A 21,248-nucleotide genomic window follows, 5' to 3' on the forward strand; every position below is an offset into this window, starting at 1 on the left:
GGTTCAGGGCTGACGAAGCACGTCCTAGCCGTAACGACCGGTAATGTAGTCTTCAGTCTGTTTTTTCGCCGGGTTGGTGAACAACGTATCCGTGTCACCGAACTCGACCAACTTGCCCATGTACATGAAAGCTGTGTAATCAGAGACCCGTGCCGCCTGCTGCATATTGTGGGTAACGATCACAATGGTGTATTTGGATTTCAGTTCGTAGATCAGCTCTTCGACTTTTAACGTCGAGATCGGATCAAGAGCCGAACAGGGCTCGTCGAGCAGCAGGACTTCCGGCTCCACGGCGATAGTCCGGGCGATCACCAGACGCTGCTGCTGGCCACCGGACAAACCCAGCGCCGACTCGTGCAGGCGGTCCTTGACCTCCTCCCACAAGGCCGCGCCCTTCAAAGCCCACTCGACAGCCTCATCGAGTACGCGCTTTTTGTTGATGCCCTGGATGCGCAAGCCGTAGACCACGTTTTCGTAGATGGTCTTGGGGAACGGGTTGGGCTTCTGGAACACCATGCCGACGCGACGCCGCAATTCAGCGACGTCCTCGCCCTTGCGATAGATATTGTGGCCGTAGAGGTTGATGGCACCCTCTACGCGGCAGCCGTCGACCAGATCGTTCATACGATTGAAGGTGCGCAGCAGAGTAGATTTGCCACAGCCGGACGGGCCGATGAACGACGTCACCCGCTGCTTGGGAATATTCAGGCCGATATCGAACAACGCCTGCTTGCCACCGTAGAACAGGTTCAGGCCGGGCACTTCAATGGCAATGGTTTCCTCGGCCATGCCCAGCTCTGCCTTGTGGCGCCCCAGGGCCGACATATTGATGCCTGGGGTGTGAGTGTCTTGCGGCATCGAGTCCTCCCTCTGCCAAACCTTCATTGGGTTTGACCGCGCAGTCGCGGCCACTACGATCAGCTGTCCAGCGCCTTGTACTTCTCACGCAAATGATTGCGGATCGCTACGGCCGACAGGTTAAGCAGGGCAATCACCAGCACCAGCAACAGCGCGGTGGCGTACACCAGCGGCCGTGCGGCTTCGACGTTGGGGCTCTGGAAACCGACGTCATAAATATGGAACCCAAGGTGCATGATCTTCTGATCCAGATGCAGATAAGGGTAGTTGCCATCCACCGGCAGCGATGGCGCCAGCTTGACTACCCCGACCAGCATCAGCGGCGCCACTTCACCGGCGGCGCGGGCCACGGCGAGGATCAGACCCGTCATCATCGCCGGGGTAGCCATGGGCAGAACGATCTTCCACAGCGTCTCGGCCTTGGTGGCGCCCAGGGCCAGCGAGCCTTCGCGGATGGTCAGGGGGATACGCGCCAGGCCTTCCTCGGTGGCGACGATGACCACCGGCACGGCCAGCAGCGCCAAAGTCAGCGAGGCCCATAACAGGCCCGGCGTACCGAAAGTCGGCGCGGGCAGGGACTCGGCAAAGAACAACCGGTCAATAGAGCCGCCCAGCACATAGACGAAAAAGCCCAGGCCGAACACGCCGTAGACAATGGCCGGAACCCCGGCCAGGTTGTTCACGGCAATACGGATCAAGCGGGTCACCGGGCCTTGCCGGGCGTACTCACGCAGGTAGATCGCGGCCAGTACACCAAAGGGCGTGACAATGATCGCCATGATCAGCGTCATCATTACCGTGCCGAAAATCGCCGGGAAGATACCGCCTTCGGTATTCGCCTCACGCGGGTCTTCACTGAGGAATTCCCACAGCTTGCTGAAGTAGAAACCCGTCTTGGCCGCCGTGCCCATGGCATTGGGCTGATAAGCGTGCACCACCTTGCCCAGGTTGACCTCGACTTCCCGGCCATCGGCCTCACGGGCGGTCAGGCTGTCGCGGTTGACCGCTTCATGCAGACCGCCCAGTTGCGCCTCGATGACTTTGTAGCGGGCATCCAGCTCGGCACGCTCGGCGTCCAGGTCCGCCTGTGCGGCGGCGTCGAGCGTACCTTTCAACTCCAGTTTGCGCCGCTCAAGGCGCAGCTGTTCGATGCTGTGGTTGATGGCACCGATGTCTTTCTTTTCCAGCTTGTTCAACTGCTCGGCCAGATCAGCCACGCGCTTGATCCGCTCTTGCAGGATCGGCCATGCGGCCTGCCCTTCGGCGATGACTTTGCCACCTTCCTTGATATTCACCAGATAGCCGTAGAAGTTGCCCCACTCGCGGCGCTCCAGGGTCATCAACTCGGCAGGATGTTGCTGATCGCTCAGCCACTCGCCCACCACCCAGGTGAAGTCGCTGGGGTTGCTGTCGCGATTGCCGACCTTCAGTAGCTCACGGGTCATCAACTCCGGACCCTGCTCGGACACCGGCATGCCCGCCGCCTTGAGCCGCGCCCGCGGCACCAGTTCCTGCTGCACCACCTCGCCGATCACCGGCTGCGCCTGCAGGCCCGGCACCGTGTATTGCGCGGACAGCAGATCAGCCGGCCAGAAGTGCCCCAGGCCGCGCACGGCAATGATCAGCAGCAGGCCCAGGGTCATGATCACGGCGATGGAAACAGCGCCCGCACTCATCCACACGCCAGGGGCGCCGCTTTTGATCCAGCTCTTGAGGGAGTCCTGTTTCACTGACGCTTAGCTTCCTTAGAGAGACGAGTATTTTTTGCGCAGGCGCTGACGAATCAGCTCTGCCACGGTGTTCATCACAAAGGTGAAGACCAGCAACACCAACGCGGCGAGGAACAGCACGCGATAGTGGCTGCCCCCCACTTCCGATTCCGGCATTTCCACGGCGACGTTGGCGGCAAGGGTCCGCATGCCTTCGAACAGGTTCATATCCATGATCGGCGTATTGCCCGTAGCCATGAGCACGATCATGGTTTCGCCGACGGCACGGCCCATGCCGATCATCAGCGCCGAGAAGATGCCAGGGCTGGCGGTGAGGATCACCACCCGGGTCAGGGTCTGCCACGGTGTGGCACCCAGAGCCAGGGAGCCCAGGGTCAGGCCGCGCGGCACGCTGAAAATGGCGTCTTCGGCAATCGAGTAAATATTCGGAATCACCGCAAAGCCCATGGCCAGACCTACCACCAGGGCGTTGCGCTGGTCGTAGGTGATGCGCAGATCGTCGGTGATCCACTGACGCATGTCGCCGCCAAAGAACCAGTTCTCAAGATGCGAGCTCATGCCCAGGGACACCCAACCCACCAGCAGCACTACCGGGATCAGAATCGCGCTCTCCCAGCCATCGGGCACTCGCAGGCGAATGGAGTCCGGCAGGCGGCTCCAGGCAAAGCCCGCCAGCAGAATGCCCAGCGGCGTAAACAGCAGCAGGCTGAAGACACCCGGCAGGTGCGCTTCCAGGTAGGGCGCCAGGAACAGCCCGGCAAAGAAGCCAAGAATGACCGTAGGCATGGCTTCCATCAGCTCGATCACCGGCTTGACCTTGCGGCGCATGCCGGGGGCCATGAAGTAGGCAGTGTAAATCGCAGCGGCAATCGCCAGGGGCGCGGCGAGGAACATGGCGTAGAACGCAGCTTTCAACGTGCCGTAGGTCAGCGGCGCCAGGCTCAGCTTGGGTTCGAAATCACTGTTGGAAGCCGTCGACTGCCAGACGTACTGCGGCGAGTCGTAGTTTTCGTACCAGACCTTGCCCCACAGCGCGCTCCAGGACACTTCCGGGTGCGGATTCTTCAACGTCATCGGCTGCAACTTGCCTGCAGCTTCGAGGACAACCCGGTCGGCACGCGGCGACATGGCCAGCACGCCAGCTCCGTTGGCCACCTGCTCGGTCAGCAGGGTGCGGTGGGCGGTGCTGTGGAACACACCCAGTGCGCCGGTCACATCCAGAGCGATAAAGCCCTTGCGCCGCTGCTCGGCGGTAATCTGCGCGATGGGCGTGGTACCCAGCTGGAAGTCGCGGATATGCATCAGGCGTTGTTCGCCGTCGGTATCGCGCGCCATGAACCACTGGGCCAGGCCACCCCGGGAGTTACCCAGCAGCAACGATACGCCGCCAACCAGTTGAGCACTGGCGGTGATTTCGGTATTGGCATCCTCGACCAGCTTGTAACGGCCATTGAGGGTACGGTCGCGCAGGTTGAAGACATCGGCCTGGGCGCGGCCATTGATCACATACAGCCACTGTTGACGCGGGTCGATATAAAGGGCTTTGACGATGGCCGAGACTTGCGGCAAGTCGATGCTGACCTGCTGGACCGCCGTATCACCGGTCAGCAGGTTTTCTTTCTGTTCCAGCGCCAGCACATGCAGCTGCGAACCGGTGGTGCCCGCCAACAGCAAGGAATTCACTCCCGCGTTGAGACTGATGTGCTCCACGGGCCGACCTTCGTCATCCAGCACCAACGGCGCAAGGCCATAGGGCCAGGCGATGGTCGGCGTGATGGTTTTCTTGTTGTCGGGGTAGGAAATCGGATAGGTGTGCTTGAGCACCAGCACCTGGCCATTGGACAAACCCAGCGCGACCAGCGGCGAGCCGGGCTGATCCTGGGCGATGGAGCTGACGTACGTGCCTGCGGGCAGCGGCAGGCTGACGCGTTTGAGCAGCGCACCATCATCCAGATTGAAGAAAATAGCCTCGCCCTTGTCGGAGATGCGCATGCCAACCTGATTCTGCTCCTCAAGGGAAAGCATCAGCGGTTTGCCGCTGTCCTGCAGCCAGCCGGGAGTCAGCTCATTGGCGCTGGTCAGCTTCGCACCCTGGAACAGCGGTGCCACCACGTAGGCCAGATAGAAGAAAATCAGGGTAATTGCGGCGAGCACGGCAAGGCCACCGATGGCGACGTACCAACGGGTCAGGCGATCTTTCAAGGCACGAACACGACGCTTGCGTTTTAGCTCCGGGGTATTGAAGTCGATGCGCTGCGGTGACGAATCCTGAGTCATTGTGGAGTTGGCCAGCTCATTCATCCGCACACCCTAGAGATCCCTTGTTACAAAAACATTACTGGTTGATGACATCAAAGGCTTCGGTGGGAGCGAGGCTTGCCCGCGAATGGCTCGACGCGATATGCCTGACACTATGCGCTGCCAATTTCGCGGGCAAGCCGCGCTCCCACAGATTATGTATTTGTCGCGATATCGCAGCGCGTTCTACAACCCCAGATCAGCCAGCGCCTTGCTGACAACCTTGGCCGGTAGCGGAATATAACCGTCTTTGGTCACCACTTCCTGGCCCTGGCGCGACAACACCAGTTTGACGAACTCCGCTTCCAGCGGCGCCAAGGGCTTGTTCGGCGCCTTGTTCACGTAGAGATAAAGGAAACGCGCCAGTGGATAGCTGCCATTGAGCGCGTTGACTTCGTTGTCCTCGATAAACTCCCCGCCTTCCTGCCGGGCCAGAGGCACCGTGCGTACGCTGGAGGTCTTGTAACCGATGCCTGAATAACCGATACCGTTGAGCGAACTGCTGATCGAACTCACCACCGAGGCCGACCCCGGCTGTTCATTGACGTTGGCCTTGAAGTCACCCTTGCACAGCGCTTCTTCCTTGAAATAGCCGTAGGTGCCCGATACCGAATTGCGCCCGAACAGCTGCACCGGTTTGATCGCCAAGGCGCCGGTCACGCCCAGATCGCCCCAGGTCTTGACCTCGTTCCTGGCGCCGCACAGGCGGGTCGCGGAAAAGATCGCGTCGACTTGGCGCATGGTCAGGCCCTTGATGGGGTTGTCCTTGTGCACGAAGATCGCCAGGGCATCAACCGCCACCGGAATCGCCGTCGGTTTGTACCCGTGCTTCTGCTCGAATGCCGACAGTTCGCCGTCTTTCATCTTGCGGCTCATCGGGCCGAGGTTGGCAGTGCCTTCGGTCAGGGCCGGGGGCGCAGTGGAAGAACCGGCCGCCTGAATCTGAATGTTGACGCTTGGGTATTCCTTTTTATAAGCCTCGGCCCACAGGGTCATGAGATTGGCGAGCGTATCCGAACCAACGCTGGACAGATTGCCCGAGACACCCGGCGTTTTCACGTAGGACGCAATGGCAGGGTCGACAGCAGCGACTGCGTTGGTGGCGATAACCCCGGCAATACTGAAAGCCAGTGCGGTTATCAAACTCTTGAGTGTCATGCCAATCTCCTGGCAACAAAAATGAATAGTCCGGCCGTGGGTCTTGGTTTGCCGGATGAACACTCTATGAATAGTTTGTGACATTTAAATGAAAGGCCATCCAACGACGGGCGCTGGATAGCCTTATTTTGCAGCGAGAGTGAAACGCGATGTGTCAGCGACGCTCTTTCGCCATCAGATACAGGCCGATTCCTACACCCATACCGCAGAGAATGGCGACATACCAGGCTGGTCCCATAGGACTGGTCTTAAGCATCAGCGTCACTACCATCGGCGTCAGCCCGCCGAAAATCGCGTAGGCCAGGTTGTAGGAGAACGACAGACCGGTGAAGCGCACCTTTGGCGGGAACGCCTTGACCATCACGTAAGGCACTGCACCGATGGTGCCGACAAACAGGCCGGTCACGGCATACAGCGGGAACAGCAGATCAGGGCTGGCTGCGACGGTGTGATAGAAGGTCCAGGAGCTGAGCAGCAGCCCCAGACCACCGAACAGGAACACCCGTCCGGCGCCGAAACGGTCCGCCAGGGCTCCGGCACCGATGCAACCCAGGCTCAGGAACACGATGGCCAGGCTGTTGGCCTTGAGGGCCGTGGCCGCCGAGAAGCCGTATACCGGCGTCTGCAGCAGGGTCGGGGTCATCAGGATCACCACCACCACACCTGCCGACAGCAGCCAGGTCAGCAGCATCGAGAGCACCACCGCACCGCGATGGTCACGCAATACAGCCTTGAGCGGCACTTCTTCGGCCAGTTGCTTGCGCAGCTGCAGCTCGGCGAATACCGGGGTCTCGTGCAGCCAGCGGCGCAGGTAAACCGACAGCAGACCAAACACACCGCCAAGCAGGAAAGGAATCCGCCAGGCGTAGTCCGAGACTTCGGCCGGGCTGTAGAGGCTGTTGATCAGGGTCGCGACCAGCGAGCCGAGGAGGATCCCCGCCGTCAGGCCACTGGTCAGGGTGCCGCAGGCGTAGCCGATATGCCGCGCCGGAACGTGCTCGGAGACGAACACCCAGGCGCCCGGCACTTCACCACCGATGGCCGCGCCCTGGATGATGCGCATCAACAGCAGCAACACCGGGGCCCACAGGCCGATCTGCGCGTAGGTCGGCAGCAGGCCCATGATCAGCGTCGGCACAGCCATGAGGAAAATGCTCAGGGTGAACATTTTCTTGCGGCCCAGCAGGTCACCGAAGTGCGCCATGACAATGCCGCCCAACGGACGGGCCAGGTAGCCAGCGGCGAAGATGCCGAAGGTCTGCATCATGCGCAGCCACTCGGGCATATCGACCGGGAAGAACAGCTTGCCGACCACTGCCGCGAAGAACACGAAAATGATGAAGTCGTAGAACTCAAGGGCGCCGCCCAGCGCGGACAGCGACAGCGTCTTGTAGTCATTACGGGTCAATGGACGCGACTGCTGCGCGTTACTTGAAGGCACGGAAGACATGAAAATGGTTTCTCTGTGAGGCACTTTTGAGTTTGCTGGCCATCAGCAGCGTCGGGGATAACCGAACGGTTTGCGGGCAAGATTATTTCGGCCAATGGGTATATCGGCACCAAAATTGCGTACAAAAGAAGCGCTGTAGCCTTGAATAGGTCCGGCACGATAGCAAATTGTTTCAAAAAGCACACAGGCATAAGCGGCCGATGGGCCGAAAACCCTACCCGACAGTCGTCCTGTGACGTCTGCCCCGATATACTCGGCAACCGCCGGGCTAGACAGGGTTGGGTGAAAACGTAGCGAATCCTGTTTCCGTAGATGCTGTGCCAAGGCCACTTCCAGAGCCGTCTTGGCAGAGTTTCTCCCTTAAGCGCGGCCATCAGTGGTGAACGCATCACGTTCACATGAATCGTATTGACTGGCGCCTTTCAACCGCAGCAAGAACACCAAGAGTCATGGGTCAGAGGCACCCTAGGCATGATCGAGCTCGAACAAGAAGATCCCATCCCGCAAGGCGACCTTGCCCTGCAAATCACCGCATTGCCCCGTGAAACCAACGGTTTCGGCGATATTTTCGGCGGCTGGCTGGTATCCCAGATGGACCTGGCTGGCACCGCAATGGCCAGCCGTGTCGCCGGCGGTCGCGTGGCCACCGTTGCAATTGACCGCATGGCCTTCCTGGTCCCGGTTGCAGTAGGCGCGCAGCTGTCCTTCTATACCCAGACCCTGGAAATCGGCCGCAGCTCGATCCAGATGATGGTCGAAGTCTGGAGCGACGACCCCCTGTCCAGCGAATGGCGCAAAGTGACCGAAGCAGTCTTCGTCTTCGTCGCCATCGATGGCAGCGGTCGCACCCGCTCGGTCCCGGCCCGTCGATAAAGAAAGAGAGAAGGTTCCATGTCCATAGCCCAACCTGAAGTCGAATCCATCCAGCTGGGTGAACTGAACGCCTGGCGTATCCGCCACGACGGCGCCGAGCTGGTGATTGCCCAACAGGGCGCGCACATCGTCAGCTACCAACGCGACGGCCATGAGCCGTTGATCTGGTCCAACCCTGCGGCGGTATTCAAGCAGGGCAAGGCCATCCGCGGCGGCATGCCGGTGTGCTGGCCCTGGTTCGGCAACCTGGAGCGCAACCCGGACAGCGTTCAGGCCATGCGCCAGAGCGACGATGCGGCCAAGGCTCACGGTGAAGTACGGGCGCTGAACTGGGAATTGATGGGCATGGGCCTGGACGGCGATGCCCTGCTGATCGACTTCATCGCGCCCCAGGCTGAAGGCAAGCTACCGGGCTGGCCGCACAATGTCGCACTGAAGCTGAGCATCCGCATGGATCAGGCGTTGCACGTCAGCCTGGTCAGCTATAACGCGGGCGACCAAGCCGTGACCTTGAGTCAGGCCCTGCATACCTACTTCGCGGTGAGCGATGTGCGCGAGATCAGCGTCGAAGGCCTCGACGGTCTCGACTACCTCGACACCCTGCAAAGCTGGGAAGAAGAACGTCAACAGGCCGGTGCGCTGACGTTTACCGGCGAGACCGACCGTATCTACCTCGACACGCCGGAGCACCTGGCGATCAATGACCCGGCCTGGAACCGGCGCATCTTCATTCGCGCCCTCGGCTCGCAGTCGGCAGTGATCTGGAACCCCTGGACCGCCAAGACCGCGACTTTCAGCGATATGGCGGCCGATGGCTGGCAAGGGATGGTCTGCATCGAGACCGCCAACGTCCTGGAAGACGTCGCGGTCATCGAGCCGGGCGCCATGCAGGTGATGGGCGTGAGTATCTGGTCCGAACCGTTGTAAGCAGCGGCGCTTAAAGGTCCGCTTCGGTGACGACGCGGACCTTGCCCGCATCCAGCGCATAGGCCGCATCGGCCAGATCATTGCTGACTTTCTCGACCTTCAGCGTGCCGACCACCCACAGCGGTGTATAGATATCGTCCAGCTTCAAGCCTTTCGGATAGCGCACCAGCACCATCTGATTGGGCGGCGGTGGCGGTACATGAATGCAGGCGCCAGGGTAAGGCACAAGGAAGAACAGCGTGCTACGACCCTTGGCATCGGTCTCCAGCGGCACCGGATAGCCGCCCAGACGAATATTCTTGCCGTCCATTGCCGCCACGGTCTTGGTCGAATACATCACCGCAGGCAGGCCCTTGGCCTGTTTCAAGCCACCCTTGCTGTCAAAGCGCCCCTGCGCCTCAGGCGAGTTGTGGTCGATTTCGGGCATGGCTTCGAGGGCTTTCTGATCCGACTTGGGCATCAGTTCCAGCCAGTCGGTTTCCGGCAGTTCGGCATGCACCAGCCCGGACACCAGCAACAGGGAAACAAAGAGAAGACGACGCATGAGGAGCTCGGCAAAGGGGAGTTGAAATTGCCGGCTATCTTAGCGCCCTGCGCGGGTCTGCGCAGAGCGCCAGATGAGGGGAATCAGTTCTTTTTGATCATGCCGTAGATGACCAACAGGATAATCGCACCGACCAGCGCGCCGAGAAAGCCCGCGCCCTGCCCTGCCTGATAGATACCCAGCGCCTGACCGCCATAAGTAGCCGCCAGCGAACCGCCGATGCCCAGCAGGATAGTCATGATCCAGCCCATGCTGTCATCGCCCGGTTTCAGGAACCGCGCCAGCAGGCCAACGATCAAGCCAATAAAAATGGTTCCGATGATACCCATGCGATGTTCCTCTGAAAGAAGTAATAAGGCCCAAGCTTAGCCAGCCAACGGCTGCACGCTATCAGAGGGGCTTGGGAACAAAATGGTTCAATGTCAGGCCCGGTGAGGCAGACTTTGTGAACACCCTGTGGGACCGGCTTCAGCCGGGAAGACGCATTCCCGGCTAAAGCCGGTCCCACAGGTATCTACACGAGGCCAACCTATAGTCTCGATCAACCCTTGATCAACGCCTCAACCAGCTTCACATGACGATCCAGAGTCGCGCGATCGGCGCTGCGTACGGTGGCATGACCCACCTTGCGGCCGACCTTGAACGCCTTGCCGTAGTGATGCAGGTGGCAGTCGTCAATGGCAATGACCTTCTCCACCGCAGGCACTTCACCGATAAAGTTGAGCATGGCGCTCTCGCCGACCTTGGCCGTGGAGCCCAGTGGCAAGCCCGCGACCGCCCGCAAGTGGTTTTCGAACTGGCTGCACTCGGCGCCTTCGGTGGTCCAGTGCCCGGAGTTGTGTACTCGCGGGGCGATTTCGTTGGCCTTGAGGCCGCCGTCGACTTCAAAGAATTCGAAAGCCATCACACCAACGTAATCGAGCTTTTGCAGCACGCGACCGACATAGTCTTCGGCCAGGCCCTGCAGCGGGTGATCGGTGCTGGCGATGGACAGGCGCAGGATGCCGTTGTCGTGGGTGTTGTGCACCAACGGGTAGAAACGGGTCTCGCCATCGCGGGCCCGTACCGCGATCAGCGACACTTCGCCAGTGAACGGCACGAAGCCTTCCAGCAGGCAAGGCACGCTGCCCAGTTCGGCGAAGGTATCGACCACATCAGCGGCCGTGCGCAGGACTTTCTGGCCCTTGCCGTCGTAACCGAGAGTCCGGGTTTTCAGTACTGCAGGCAGGCCGATGCGGGCGACCGCAGCGTCCAGGTCGGCCTGGGACTGGATATCGGCGAACTCGGGCGTCGGAATGCCCAGGTCCTTGAACATGCTCTTCTCGAACCAGCGATCGCGGGCAATGCGCAACGCCTCAGCGCTCGGGTAGACCGGCACGAACTGCGACAGGAAGGCGACGGTTTCCGCTGGCACGCTTTCGAACTCGAAGGTCACCAGATCGACTTCATCGGCCAACTGGCGCAGATGATCCTGATCGCCGTAATCGGCACGCAGATGCTCGCCCAGGGCAGCGGCGCAAGCGTCCGGCGCAGGGTCGAGAAAAGCGAAATTCATCCCCAGCGGCGTACCTGCCAGGGCCAACATACGACCCAGCTGGCCGCCACCGATTACACCGATCTTCATGGAAAAACCTCAGGCGTCGCGCGGGTCTGGATTGTCCAGGACGTTGTCTGTCTGCTCAGTGCGGAACTTCTTCAGCACTGCGTGGAATTGCGGATGCTTGGCGCCCAGGATGCTCGCCGACAGCAGCGCGGCGTTGATCGCACCGGCCTTGCCGATGGCCAGGGTAGCAACCGGAATGCCCGCTGGCATCTGTACGATGGACAGCAGCGAATCGACACCCGACAGCATCGACGACTGGACTGGCACGCCCAGCACCGGCAAATGGGTCTTGGCTGCGCACATGCCCGGCAGGTGAGCGGCACCACCGGCACCGGCGATGATCACCTCAATCCCGCGCTCCTCGGCCTGTTCGGCGTACTGGAACAGCAGGTCCGGCGTACGGTGGGCCGAAACCACTTTGACTTCGTACGGAATGCCGAGCTTTTCCAGCATATCGGCGGTGTGGCTAAGGGTGGACCAATCGGACTTGGAGCCCATGATCACGCCAACCAGTGCGCTCATCGTCGTGCCTCTCATCGGGCGCCCGCAGGCGCATCAAAAAACAAACAAGCCACGCGGGAGGACCGGCGTGGCTTGCTGTACGAATAATGACCGGTCGAGCCGGCCAAAGGCCGCGCAGTATACCGTAAAGCGGCGCGAAGACAGCCCCTTTGGCGACCATTAGTCAGCGGGAAACGTCAGCGTCCGTTCGAGCCCGATGAGACGGGGGCGATCTCAGTCCACCGCTCCCAGAAAGGCCGCGATATTCTGGCGATTTTTGAGGCTGTACTGGTAACAGTTTGCCCTGGATACCTGCCGATCAGGGTAGACATAGGTTTCACAGACAAGCCCGAACGCGTTGTACTGCAACTCGGCATCTTCGTGGGTCGCGCCGAAGCTATGGCCCAATTCATGGGCGATGACCTGATAGGAATACAGGGACGCAATCACGGCGTAATGCCCTGCGTAAGTAACCCCCAGAATCGACTCGCTCAACTTGTCGCCGGTCACCAGCAAATAACGATGAGTCCGGTCCAATGACAATCCGCGCTGCCCCGCGAACGCCCTGACGCGACGACTCCAGTCTTTAAGCACGAATTCTTCGCCGCCCTTGTAATCGATATCGGTCATCCCTGGAACGGAACTCAGATATTCAATGACGAACTCACGGTCGCAGACTTTTTCCAGCTCATGAACGCAGCTTTGCAGGTAATTGCGCGGGACGATCCGGCGTATCCCGGTATCGACATCATCGTGATAAAAAACAAACAGCTTCACAGGCTTCCTTGCCATATTTCATTTCCTTATAGACGGTTGAATCTGCGCGCCCGCCACCATGGCAGGTTGCTCGAATCAAAAGCTACAAGACAGTCGGGGCAAAAACATCCAGACCGCAGAAGCAGGAAACGTAGTCCCCTCCATTTGAATATGTAGGAAACCACGCACCTTATTCACTCGCTGGCCTGCTCCAACTTGCGCCACAGCAGGCGCACATTGGCCTTGCGCACCAAGGCGCAGCGATACAGGCGGATCTCCAGCGGCACATGCCACTGCAAGCCGCCGCAGACCACCAGCTCACCGCGAGCCAGTTCCGCCGAAATGCTCAGCCGCGGCACCCAGGCAATCCCCAATCCTTCCAGCGCCATGCCTTTGAGACTGTCGGCCATGGCGGTTTCATAAACAGTGGTAAAACGCAGATTGCGCTGGCGCAGCAGCAGATTCACCGAACGCCCGAGAAAGGCACCGGCGCTGTAGGCCAGCAAGGGCACGCTGGCATCGTTTTCCAGATCGAACATCGGTCGGCCAGTGGTATCCGCCGCGCAAACCGGCAGCATTTCGGTGTGGCCCAGGTGCAGCGACGGGAAAATCTCGCTGTCCATCTGCAAGGCCGCATCCGGATCGTAGAATGCCAGCATCAGGTCGCAGCCGCCTTCGCGCAGGGCATGCACCGCCTCGCCGACGTTGGTGGCCACCAGGCGTGTGGCGATATTCAGACCGTCGTTACGCAACTGGGCGATCCAGCGCGGGAAGAAGCCCAGGGCCAGGGAATGCGCCGCAGCAACTTGAATGACTTCACCCTGGCCGCCTTCCAGATGATGCAAATGCCTGAGCACTTCACCCAGTTGCTCGACCACCGTGCGTGCTGTTACCAAGAACAGCTGGCCCGCCGCCGTCAGCTCGATCGGGGTGCGCGAACGATTGACCAGGGTCAGGCCCAGCGCTGCCTCCAGGCTGCGGATGCGTCGGCTGAAGGCCGGCTGGGTAACGAAGCGCCGCTCCGCCGCCTGGGAAAAGCTGCGGGTGGCAGCCAGGGCGCTGAAGTCCTCCAGCCATTTGCTTTCCAGATTCATGGTGTCCTCGGTGAAATGGTCGCGCTCATCAAACAAAACATCACTATCTGAATTGAAATGCGGTTTTCCTACAGGTCGGTATTTACAGGACGATGGGGCAGTGTCAGGAATGGAGCATGATCGGCCCGGTGTGCCCTTTGCCTAAAATAAACCCATACGCCCATCACAACCAGATCGTCACACCAACATTATGCCGTTCCGGCATGGGGCAGCGTTTAACAGCATTGGTCAATATTGCTCGCAAAGCCCAGTATCAGCGGTGTTCCGACACTTCCCGTGTCCATTCTGAGATTATCTCTATCATGTCCTCGCCTGCATCATCGCGCATCGAAAAAGACCTGCTCGGTGTTCTCGAAGTACCTTCCCATGCGTATTACGGTATCCAGACCCTGCGCGCAGTGAATAACTTCCATCTTTCCGGTGTGCCGATCTCGCACTACCCGAAACTGGTCGTGGCCCTGGCCATGGTCAAGCAGGCGGCGGCTGACGCAAACCACCAGCTGGGTCACCTCAACGCGACCAAGCACGCTGCCATCAGCGAAGCCTGTGCCCGCGTGATCCGTGGCGACTTCCACGAGCAGTTCGTCGTCGACATGATTCAGGGCGGCGCCGGTACGTCGACCAACATGAATGCCAACGAGGTCATCGCCAACATTGCCCTGGAAGCCATGGGTCTGGAAAAAGGCGATTACAAACAGTTGCACCCGAACAACGACGTGAACATGGCGCAGTCCACCAACGACGCCTATCCAACCGCGATCCGCCTGGGTCTGCTGCTCGGCCACGACGCCCTGCTGGCCAGTCTGGACAGTCTGATTCAGGCGTTCTCGGCCAAGAGCCTGGAATTCAACCACGTCCTGAAAATGGGTCGTACCCAGCTGCAAGACGCCGTGCCGATGACCCTCGGCCAGGAATTCCACGCCTTCGCCACCACCCTGAACGAAGACCTCAATCGCCTGCGTAGCCTGGCGCCGGAGCTGCTGACCGAAGTCAACCTGGGCGGCACCGCCATCGGTACCGGCATCAACGCCGACCCTGGCTACCAGCAACTGGCTGTGGATCGTCTGGCAATCATCAGCGGTCAGCCACTGGTTCCGGCGGCCGACCTGATCGAAGCCACATCCGACATGGGCGCCTTCGTGTTGTTCTCCGGCATGCTCAAGCGTACTGCAGTCAAGCTGTCGAAGATCTGCAACGACCTGCGCCTGCTGTCCAGCGGCCCACGTACCGGCATCAATGAAATCAACCTGCCAGCGCGTCAGCCCGGCAGCTCGATCATGCCCGGCAAGGTCAACCCGGTTATCCCGGAAGCAGTCAACCAGGTGGCGTTCGAAATCATCGGCAACGACCTGGCCCTGACGATGGCGGCCGAAGGCGGCCAGCTGCAATTGAACGTGATGGAGCCGCTGATCGCCTACAAGATCTTCGACTCGATCCGCCTGCTGCAACGCGCCATGGACATGCTGCGCGAGCACTGCATCGTCGGCATCACCGCCAACGAAGATCGCTGCCGCGAGCTGGTCGAACACTCCATCGGCCTGGTCACCGCGCTGAACCCGTACATCGGCTATGAAAACGCTACCCGTATCGCCCGCATCGCCCTGGAAAGTGGCCGTGGCGTACTGGAGCTGGTGCGCGAAGAAGGCCTGCTGGACGACGCCATGCTCGCTGACATCCTGCGCCCGGAAAACATGATCGCCCCGCGTCTGGTGCCTCTCAAGGCCTGACCGACGCAGCAAACCACTCACCAGGCTGAGGGACTAGACACCTCTCACCTTTTCGAGGGCCCGGAGCGCATGCTCCAGGCCCTTTTTTTATATAAAGCCAAACGCACGGCAAATGTGGGACCGGCTTTAGCCGGGAAGGCGTATTCCCGGCTAAAGCCGGCCCCACAGAAGGGAATATAGAGTCAGGCATCCCGCGGTTCAGGCGATCTGAAACAACCCATCAACCATCTGCGTCTGGGCCAGACGCTCGCGCAGATCGTCATCGAGCTCCAGGTCGTCCGGCAGGTACAGGCGCACCTTGCGGTAGGCGCTGACGCGGTTGATCTGGGTGCCGAGAAATTCCCAGACCACCCGGGAACAGGCCGGCGCGCGGTGATCGGCGGAAGACACGCCGATCTTCAGGCCATTGAGACGGGTGATGCGGCTCTTGTAGCTGGGAATCAAAACGGTCTGACAGATTTCATTGGAGGTCAGTGACTCGTAATCAACAAAAAACAGACGGTTTTGCAGGTAATAGGCCACGCCCAGGTAGCGATAGCGCTCGTAGTCCTCACCGCGAGCGGCGCGAGTTTGCAGACGTTCGGTGCGCTCATAGGTATAGTGCCCGCCCTCTTCGCGCAGGTGGACCAGCGAACACAGGATATGACCGGGCATCGACATCGAGTGGTAGTACTCGTGGTAGTAGCCCACATGCACCTGTAACTCGTTGGAAGAGCGTTGGCGCAGGTGCTCGAGCATCTGCTGCGGCGCCCTCATCTCTGCGGCATCGCTGCTCGGTTTGGCCTTGGCGCCGATCAAGCGGGCGAACTGCTCAGCCGGCAGGCCGATCTCGTACTCCTCTACGCCAAAGAAGTCGCAGATGCGCTTGAGGTTATAGGGCGTCGGCAGACTTTGCCCGCTGAGGTATTTGTTGAACTGGGCGCGGTTGATACCCAGCTGGCGACAGACCTCGGCAATGGAGCGGTAATGACGACACAGCAACTGCAAATTGGCGGGGAAGTATTCACGCATGGCACAGCTCGTCGGAATGGCGCTAGAAGACGCGAAGATAGCATCAACACGCATCACTTTCACTCAACCAGCGAAATTGCTCTGATCGCGGCGATCGCCAACCATTTGCACCCTGGAAAACGGGGTCGTGGCGCAACGTCCCGAACCGTTCACATTCGCCCAAAAAAGAAAAACAGCGAGGAATCATCCATGCTCGAAGTCATCAACGACTTCCTCTCCGGAAAAGTACTGATCGTGCTCATTGTCGGGCTCGGCAGCTACTTCACCATCCGCTCGCGCTTCGTACAATTGCGCCACTTCTTCCACATGTTCGCGGTGTTCCGTGACAGCCTGCGCAGCAGCTCCGGCCAGCTCAGCTCCTTCCAGGCGCTGATGCTCAGCCTTGCCGGCCGGGTCGGTGCAGGCAACATTGCCGGTGTCGGCATCGCCGTGACCCTGGGTGGCCCTGGCGCCGTATTCTGGATGTGGGTGACCGCGCTGGTCGGCATGTCCAGCAGCTTCTTCGAATGCTCCCTGGGCCAGCTGTACAAGCGCTGCGACTCCGAAGGGCAATTCCGTGGCGGCCCGTCCTACTACATCCAGCATGGCCTGGGCCATCGCGGCTGGGGCATGGTCATGGCGGTCCTGCTGCTGGTGACCTTCGGCTTCGCCTTCAACGGCCTGCAATCCCACGCCGTGACCCACTCGCTGAACAACGCCTTCGGCATCGACGCCACCTACAGCGGTATCGGCCTGGCCGTGCTGCTGGGTCTGGTATTCATCGGCGGGATCAAGCGCATCGCGGCGGTCGCTGACCTGCTGGTGCCGGTCAAGACCCTGATCTACATCGCCGTGACCATCTACGTGATCGTCCTGCAGTTCGACCATGTTCCGGCCATGCTGGCGACCATCGTCAAGAGCGCCTTCGGCCTTGACCAGGCGTTCGGCGGCCTGATCGGCAGCGCCATCGTCATGGGTGTGAAACGCGGCGTATTCGCCAACGAAGCGGGCCTGGGCAGTGCGCCCAACGTGGCCGCTGTCGCACAGGTCGAACACCCGGTTGCACAGGGCGTGGTCCAGGCGTTCAGCGTGTTCCTCGATACCTTCGTGATCTGCACCTGTACCGCCCTGCTAATCCTGCTGTCGGGCTTCTACACCCCTGGCTTCGAAGGCGACGGTATTGCCCTGACCCAGAACTCCCTGGCCGCCGTGGTCGGTGAATGGGGCCGGATGTTCATCAGCGTGGCCCTGGCCCTGTTCGTGTTCACCTCGATCCTCTACAACTACTACCTGGGTGAAAACAGCCTGCGCTTTATCCTCGGTGAAAACCGCAAGGCGCTGATCGGCTACCGCGCACTGGTCCTGGCCCTGATCCTCTGGGGTGCGGTCGAGAACCTGAGCACCGTGTTCGCCTTCGCTGACATCACCATGACCCTGCTGGCGTTCGTCAACCTGATCGCCCTGGCGCTGCTGTTCAAGGTCGGCATGCGCATCCTGCGTGACTACGATGACCAGCGCAAAGCCGGGATCAAGACGCCGGTGTTCGACTCCAGCAAGTTCGCCGACCTGGATATCGACCTCAAAGCCTGGCCTGCCAACCCGAGCGCACCCGCTGCGACCACTCAGCCCGAGTCGCAGCCTCATGGCGCCGCGCAAACCCAACGCTGAGTCCACTGACCTGAGCCGTTGCGACTATGTCGCACGGCCAAGTCTGGGCATCATCACCGGCTCCGGCCCCGAAGCCGGTATGGATATGTGGGCCAAGCTGCTGCAAGAGAACCGTCGGCGCCTCGGCCCGGCGTTTCGCGGTGATATCGACGCCCCGGCAGTGACCATCGTTTCAGACCCTGAACTGGGTCTGTCGATGGAGCTGGAGAAAACCGCCGAGACCGTCTGGCGTGCCCTGCACGCCGACATTCTCGCGCTGGACGGCCAGGTCGCCGCCTTCAGCATCGCCTGCAACACCCTCAACCTGTTTGCCGGACGCATCCGCGAACTGCCACTGCAAAGCGAGTTCATCTCCTTCCGTGACGTGTTGCACGACTACCTGCAACGCAGTGGTGTGGAACGGGTCTGCCTGCTCGGTGCCCGCCCGGTGGCGGAACTGGGCGAGTGGTCGCCCTACAGCGACTTGCGCGAAGCGGTCGAGTTTGAGCCCGTTGTGCAGGGCGAGGCTTTGCATCAGTTGATCTACGACATCAAGGTATTCGGCGCAGCAGATCCGGGCGTGCGCTCGCGTTTCGCGGAACTGCTGGCCTCCATCGAATCCGCTACAGTGCTGCTGGCCTGTACGGAACTGCCGTTGGTGGCCGATATCGTGACCGACAAGACGCTGGTGGATGTCACCCAACTGGTGGCTGAGGCGATGTTGGATCGGTGTATATGACGATCCGGACCGTGGGAACGAGGCTTGCCCGCGAGAGGCCGTTACATCCGACACATATTTAGAGATCGAAAGACCGTATTCGCGGGCAAGTCGGAACGCCGCCCGCTCGCTCCAACAGGGCCAAGGCTTATCGCTCAACTTTCCAGGAGACACCCATGAACCCAGTCACACCCGCCCGCCAGGTCATGGTGCTCTATACCGGCGGCACCATCGGCATGCAGGCCAGCGCCAATGGCCTGGCCCCGGCCTCGGGTTTCGAGGCGCGCATGGCCGAGCAACTGGCGGCGCAGCCTGAGCTGATAGTGCCGCAGTGGCGCTTTCGCGAAATGGCGCCACTGATCGACAGCGCCAACATGACCCCCACCTACTGGCAGCGCCTGCGTGAAGCGGTGATCGAAGCCGTGGATGCAGGTTGCGATGCCGTGCTGATCCTGCACGGTACCGACACCCTGGCCTACAGTGCGGCGGCCATGAGCTTCCAGTTGCTGGGTCTGAGCGCGCCGGTGCTGTTCACCGGCTCCATGCTGCCTGCCGGTGTGGCAGACAGCGATGCCTGGGAAAACGTCAACGGCTCGCTGCTGGCCCTGAGCAAAGGCCTGGCCTCGGGTGTGCATCTGTATTTCCACGGCGAACTGCTGGCGCCGACCCGTTGCGCGAAAATCCGCAGCTTCGGCCGTCACCCCTTCGCCGCGCTGCAACGCTCGCGCAATGGCCAACCGGTCATCGCCCGCCCGGCAGCGCTGGACTATCGCCAACCGAAATGCCTGGCCAGTGTCGGCGTATTGCCACTGGTTCCCGGCATCGCTGCGGCACAGGTCGATGGCCTGGTCGACAGCGGCATCCACGCGCTGATCCTCGAATGCTTCGGCAGCGGCACCGGCCCCAGCGACAACCCGGACTTCCTCGCCAGCCTCAAGCGCGCGCAGGACAAGGGGCTGGTGGTGGTCGCCATCACCCAATGCCATGAAGGCGGTGTGGAACTGGACGTCTACGAAGCCGGCAGCCGCCTGCGTGGCGTCGGCGTGCTGTCCGGCGGCGGCATGACCCGCGAAGCAGCGTTCGGCAAACTGCATGCGTTGTTGGGTTCAGGCTTGCCGACCGAAGAAGTGCGGCGATTGGTTGAACTGGATCTGTGCGGCGAGCTGCGCTGAGTGAGGTGCCGTAGGACCGGTCCTACAGCTTTGCGCTGCGACGCGGCACAAGATTTGCTCCCCCCTATCCGGCCAATCGCGCCGGATAACCCCCATGCTGCACTCCCACCTGACCACCCTCAACGCCGTCTCCCTGGTCCTGGAAACCTTCGCCGCCGAAGGCCTGCCCCGCGAAGCCTTGCTTGAAGGCAGCGGCATCAGCCTGGCCGAGCTGGACCGGGCCGATATCCGCATCGCCACCCACCAGGAAATGCAGGTCTGCGTCAACGCAGTGGCCTTGCGCCGGGACATCGGCCTGGAGCTGGGACGGCGCATGCATGTGTCGTCCTACGGGATTCTCGGTTACGCCCTGCTGACCAGTGCCACTTTCGGTGACGCCCTGCGCCTGGCCCTGACCTACCCGGCGCTGCTCGGCACCCTGTTCGAACTGTGTCTGATCGAAGACGGCGACACGATCTGGCTCAGCGCCAGCGACTACCGCGACAACGAAGCCTTGACCGCCTTCAACAGCGAACTGTGCATGACCTCCCTGAAAGTCATCTGCGACGACCTGCTCGGCCACGCCCTGCCCCTGCTCGGCGCACGTTTCGCTTATCCGGCCCCGGACTACCGACAGCGCTACGCCGAAAACTTCCCCTGCACCGTGCAATTCGAGCAGGCCGACAACGCCTTTGCCTTTTCCCGCCACTGGCTCGACCAGCCCCTGCCACTGGCCGACCGCATCACCCATCGCGACATGCACGAGCGCTGTCGTCGGCAGAACATCGAGTTCACCGGGCGCCAGGCCTGGCTGGGGCGTATCCGTCAGTTGATCGCCAGCCAGTTGCACTCAGCCCCCGGTCTCGGCGCCCTGGCCGCGCAAATGAATTGCTCCGAACGCACCCTGCGCAGGCATCTGCAGGCCAACGGCAGCAGCTATCAGGAACTGCTCGACGAGCTGCGTTTCGAGCGCGCCAAGCAGATGTTGCAAGAGGACCAACTGCCCATCTACCGCATCGCCGAAGAGCTGGGCTTCAGCGAGACCGCGAGCTTTCGTCATGCGTTCAGCCGCTGGAGCGGCGTGGCGCCGAGCCAGTTCAGGCCCTGAAACGGGGCACTGATGCCTCATTAAGAGGCGATATGCGGCCAGTCTTTATGGCCGAATAAATCCCCTTTTGGCCGTTCCCGTCGTTCCCGCCAGCGTCCCTGCACGCCAAAAATGG

Annotated in this window: 19 protein-coding genes; 7 read left to right on the forward strand and 12 right to left on the reverse strand. The window is 60.9% G+C overall.

The features are described from left to right. Positions 1-24: 24 nt before the first annotated feature. The 5 genes from pstB to AC1Z24_RS30920 form a co-directional block, all read right to left on the reverse strand. Positions 25-858, reverse strand: coding sequence for a phosphate ABC transporter ATP-binding protein PstB (pstB, locus tag AC1Z24_RS30900; RefSeq protein ID WP_259100896.1), 834 nt, complete (start codon positions 856-858; stop codon positions 25-27). A gap of 59 nt (positions 859-917) precedes the next feature. After that, positions 918-2,534 carry a phosphate ABC transporter permease PstA gene (gene pstA / locus AC1Z24_RS30905; protein WP_483746752.1) on the reverse strand — a complete coding sequence of 539 codons (1,617 nt, stop codon included), beginning with the start codon at positions 2,532-2,534 and terminating at the stop codon, positions 918-920. 69 nt (positions 2,535-2,603) lie between these two features. Continuing rightward, positions 2,604-4,889 (reverse strand): ABC transporter permease subunit, encoded by a 2,286-nt coding sequence (locus AC1Z24_RS30910; protein WP_483743993.1) that lies wholly within the window; start codon positions 4,887-4,889, stop codon positions 2,604-2,606. A gap of 183 nt (positions 4,890-5,072) precedes the next feature. Further along, positions 5,073-6,044, reverse strand: coding sequence for a phosphate ABC transporter substrate-binding protein PstS family protein (locus AC1Z24_RS30915; RefSeq protein ID WP_259100898.1), 972 nt, complete (start codon positions 6,042-6,044; stop codon positions 5,073-5,075). A gap of 154 nt (positions 6,045-6,198) precedes the next feature. Next, positions 6,199-7,485 carry an MFS transporter gene (locus AC1Z24_RS30920; protein ID WP_483746753.1) on the reverse strand — a complete coding sequence of 429 codons (1,287 nt, stop codon included), beginning with the start codon at positions 7,483-7,485 and terminating at the stop codon, positions 6,199-6,201. A 480-nt stretch (positions 7,486-7,965) separates the two neighbouring features. On the opposite strand from AC1Z24_RS30920, the gene AC1Z24_RS30925 reads away from it, so the two are divergent. Next, positions 7,966-8,367, forward strand: a complete 402-nt coding sequence (locus tag AC1Z24_RS30925; RefSeq protein ID WP_259100899.1) for an acyl-CoA thioesterase — start codon at positions 7,966-7,968, stop codon at positions 8,365-8,367. A gap of 18 nt (positions 8,368-8,385) precedes the next feature. Continuing rightward, the gene (locus AC1Z24_RS30930) at positions 8,386-9,294 is read left to right on the forward strand and encodes a D-hexose-6-phosphate mutarotase (protein WP_483743994.1); all 909 of its coding nucleotides are present in this window, start codon (positions 8,386-8,388) and stop codon (positions 9,292-9,294) included. 10 nt (positions 9,295-9,304) lie between these two features. Here the strand turns inward: AC1Z24_RS30930 and AC1Z24_RS30935 are convergent, their stop codons facing one another. The 6 genes from AC1Z24_RS30935 to AC1Z24_RS30960 all read right to left on the reverse strand — a co-directional run bounded on the left by AC1Z24_RS30935 (position 9,305) and on the right by AC1Z24_RS30960 (position 13,792). Next, positions 9,305-9,838 carry a DUF3299 domain-containing protein gene (locus tag AC1Z24_RS30935; RefSeq protein WP_259100901.1) on the reverse strand — a complete coding sequence of 178 codons (534 nt, stop codon included), beginning with the start codon at positions 9,836-9,838 and terminating at the stop codon, positions 9,305-9,307. An 83-nt stretch (positions 9,839-9,921) separates the two neighbouring features. After that, the gene (locus AC1Z24_RS30940) at positions 9,922-10,167 is read right to left on the reverse strand and encodes a GlsB/YeaQ/YmgE family stress response membrane protein (RefSeq protein ID WP_259100902.1); all 246 of its coding nucleotides are present in this window, start codon (positions 10,165-10,167) and stop codon (positions 9,922-9,924) included. A gap of 212 nt (positions 10,168-10,379) precedes the next feature. Beyond that, on the reverse strand, positions 10,380-11,462 hold the full coding sequence (locus tag AC1Z24_RS30945) for a 5-(carboxyamino)imidazole ribonucleotide synthase (RefSeq protein ID WP_483743995.1): 1,083 nt from the start codon (positions 11,460-11,462) through the stop codon (positions 10,380-10,382). Positions 11,463-11,471: 9 nt separating this feature from the next. Further along, on the reverse strand, positions 11,472-11,963 hold the full coding sequence (gene purE / locus AC1Z24_RS30950; RefSeq protein ID WP_259100904.1) for a 5-(carboxyamino)imidazole ribonucleotide mutase: 492 nt from the start codon (positions 11,961-11,963) through the stop codon (positions 11,472-11,474). Positions 11,964-12,176: 213 nt separating this feature from the next. After that, positions 12,177-12,734 carry a M12 family metallo-peptidase gene (locus AC1Z24_RS30955; RefSeq protein ID WP_483743996.1) on the reverse strand — a complete coding sequence of 186 codons (558 nt, stop codon included), beginning with the start codon at positions 12,732-12,734 and terminating at the stop codon, positions 12,177-12,179. A gap of 158 nt (positions 12,735-12,892) precedes the next feature. Next, positions 12,893-13,792 (reverse strand): LysR substrate-binding domain-containing protein, encoded by a 900-nt coding sequence (locus AC1Z24_RS30960; RefSeq protein ID WP_483743997.1) that lies wholly within the window; start codon positions 13,790-13,792, stop codon positions 12,893-12,895. 302 nt (positions 13,793-14,094) lie between these two features. Here AC1Z24_RS30960 and AC1Z24_RS30965 point away from each other — a divergent pair, with 302 nt between their 5' ends. Then, entirely contained in the window at positions 14,095-15,519 is a 1,425-nt protein-coding gene (locus AC1Z24_RS30965) for an aspartate ammonia-lyase (RefSeq protein ID WP_483743998.1), read from the forward strand. Between the two features lie 198 nt (positions 15,520-15,717). Here the strand turns inward: AC1Z24_RS30965 and AC1Z24_RS30970 are convergent, their stop codons facing one another. Beyond that, entirely contained in the window at positions 15,718-16,530 is an 813-nt protein-coding gene (locus tag AC1Z24_RS30970) for a helix-turn-helix domain-containing protein (RefSeq protein WP_483743999.1), read from the reverse strand. A gap of 189 nt (positions 16,531-16,719) precedes the next feature. On the opposite strand from AC1Z24_RS30970, the gene AC1Z24_RS30975 reads away from it, so the two are divergent. The 4 genes from AC1Z24_RS30975 to AC1Z24_RS30990 all read left to right on the forward strand — a co-directional run bounded on the left by AC1Z24_RS30975 (position 16,720) and on the right by AC1Z24_RS30990 (position 21,133). Continuing rightward, a complete protein-coding gene (locus tag AC1Z24_RS30975) occupies positions 16,720-18,177 on the forward strand; it encodes an alanine/glycine:cation symporter family protein (protein ID WP_483744000.1) in 1,458 nt (485 codons plus the stop codon). Then, complete coding sequence (locus tag AC1Z24_RS30980) at positions 18,152-18,895, forward strand: aspartate/glutamate racemase family protein (RefSeq protein ID WP_483744001.1); 744 nt, start codon at positions 18,152-18,154, stop codon at positions 18,893-18,895. Before AC1Z24_RS30975 ends, AC1Z24_RS30980 begins: the two co-directional genes overlap by 26 nt. 155 nt (positions 18,896-19,050) lie before the next feature. Further along, positions 19,051-20,046: an asparaginase gene (locus AC1Z24_RS30985; RefSeq protein WP_483744002.1), complete on the forward strand. Its 996-nt coding sequence runs from the start codon at positions 19,051-19,053 to the stop codon at positions 20,044-20,046. Between the two features lie 94 nt (positions 20,047-20,140). After that, on the forward strand, positions 20,141-21,133 hold the full coding sequence (locus AC1Z24_RS30990; protein WP_483744003.1) for an AraC family transcriptional regulator: 993 nt from the start codon (positions 20,141-20,143) through the stop codon (positions 21,131-21,133). The last annotated feature ends 115 nt before the right edge of the window (positions 21,134-21,248 follow it).

This window comes from Pseudomonas sp. JL23 (genome assembly GCF_056933585.1).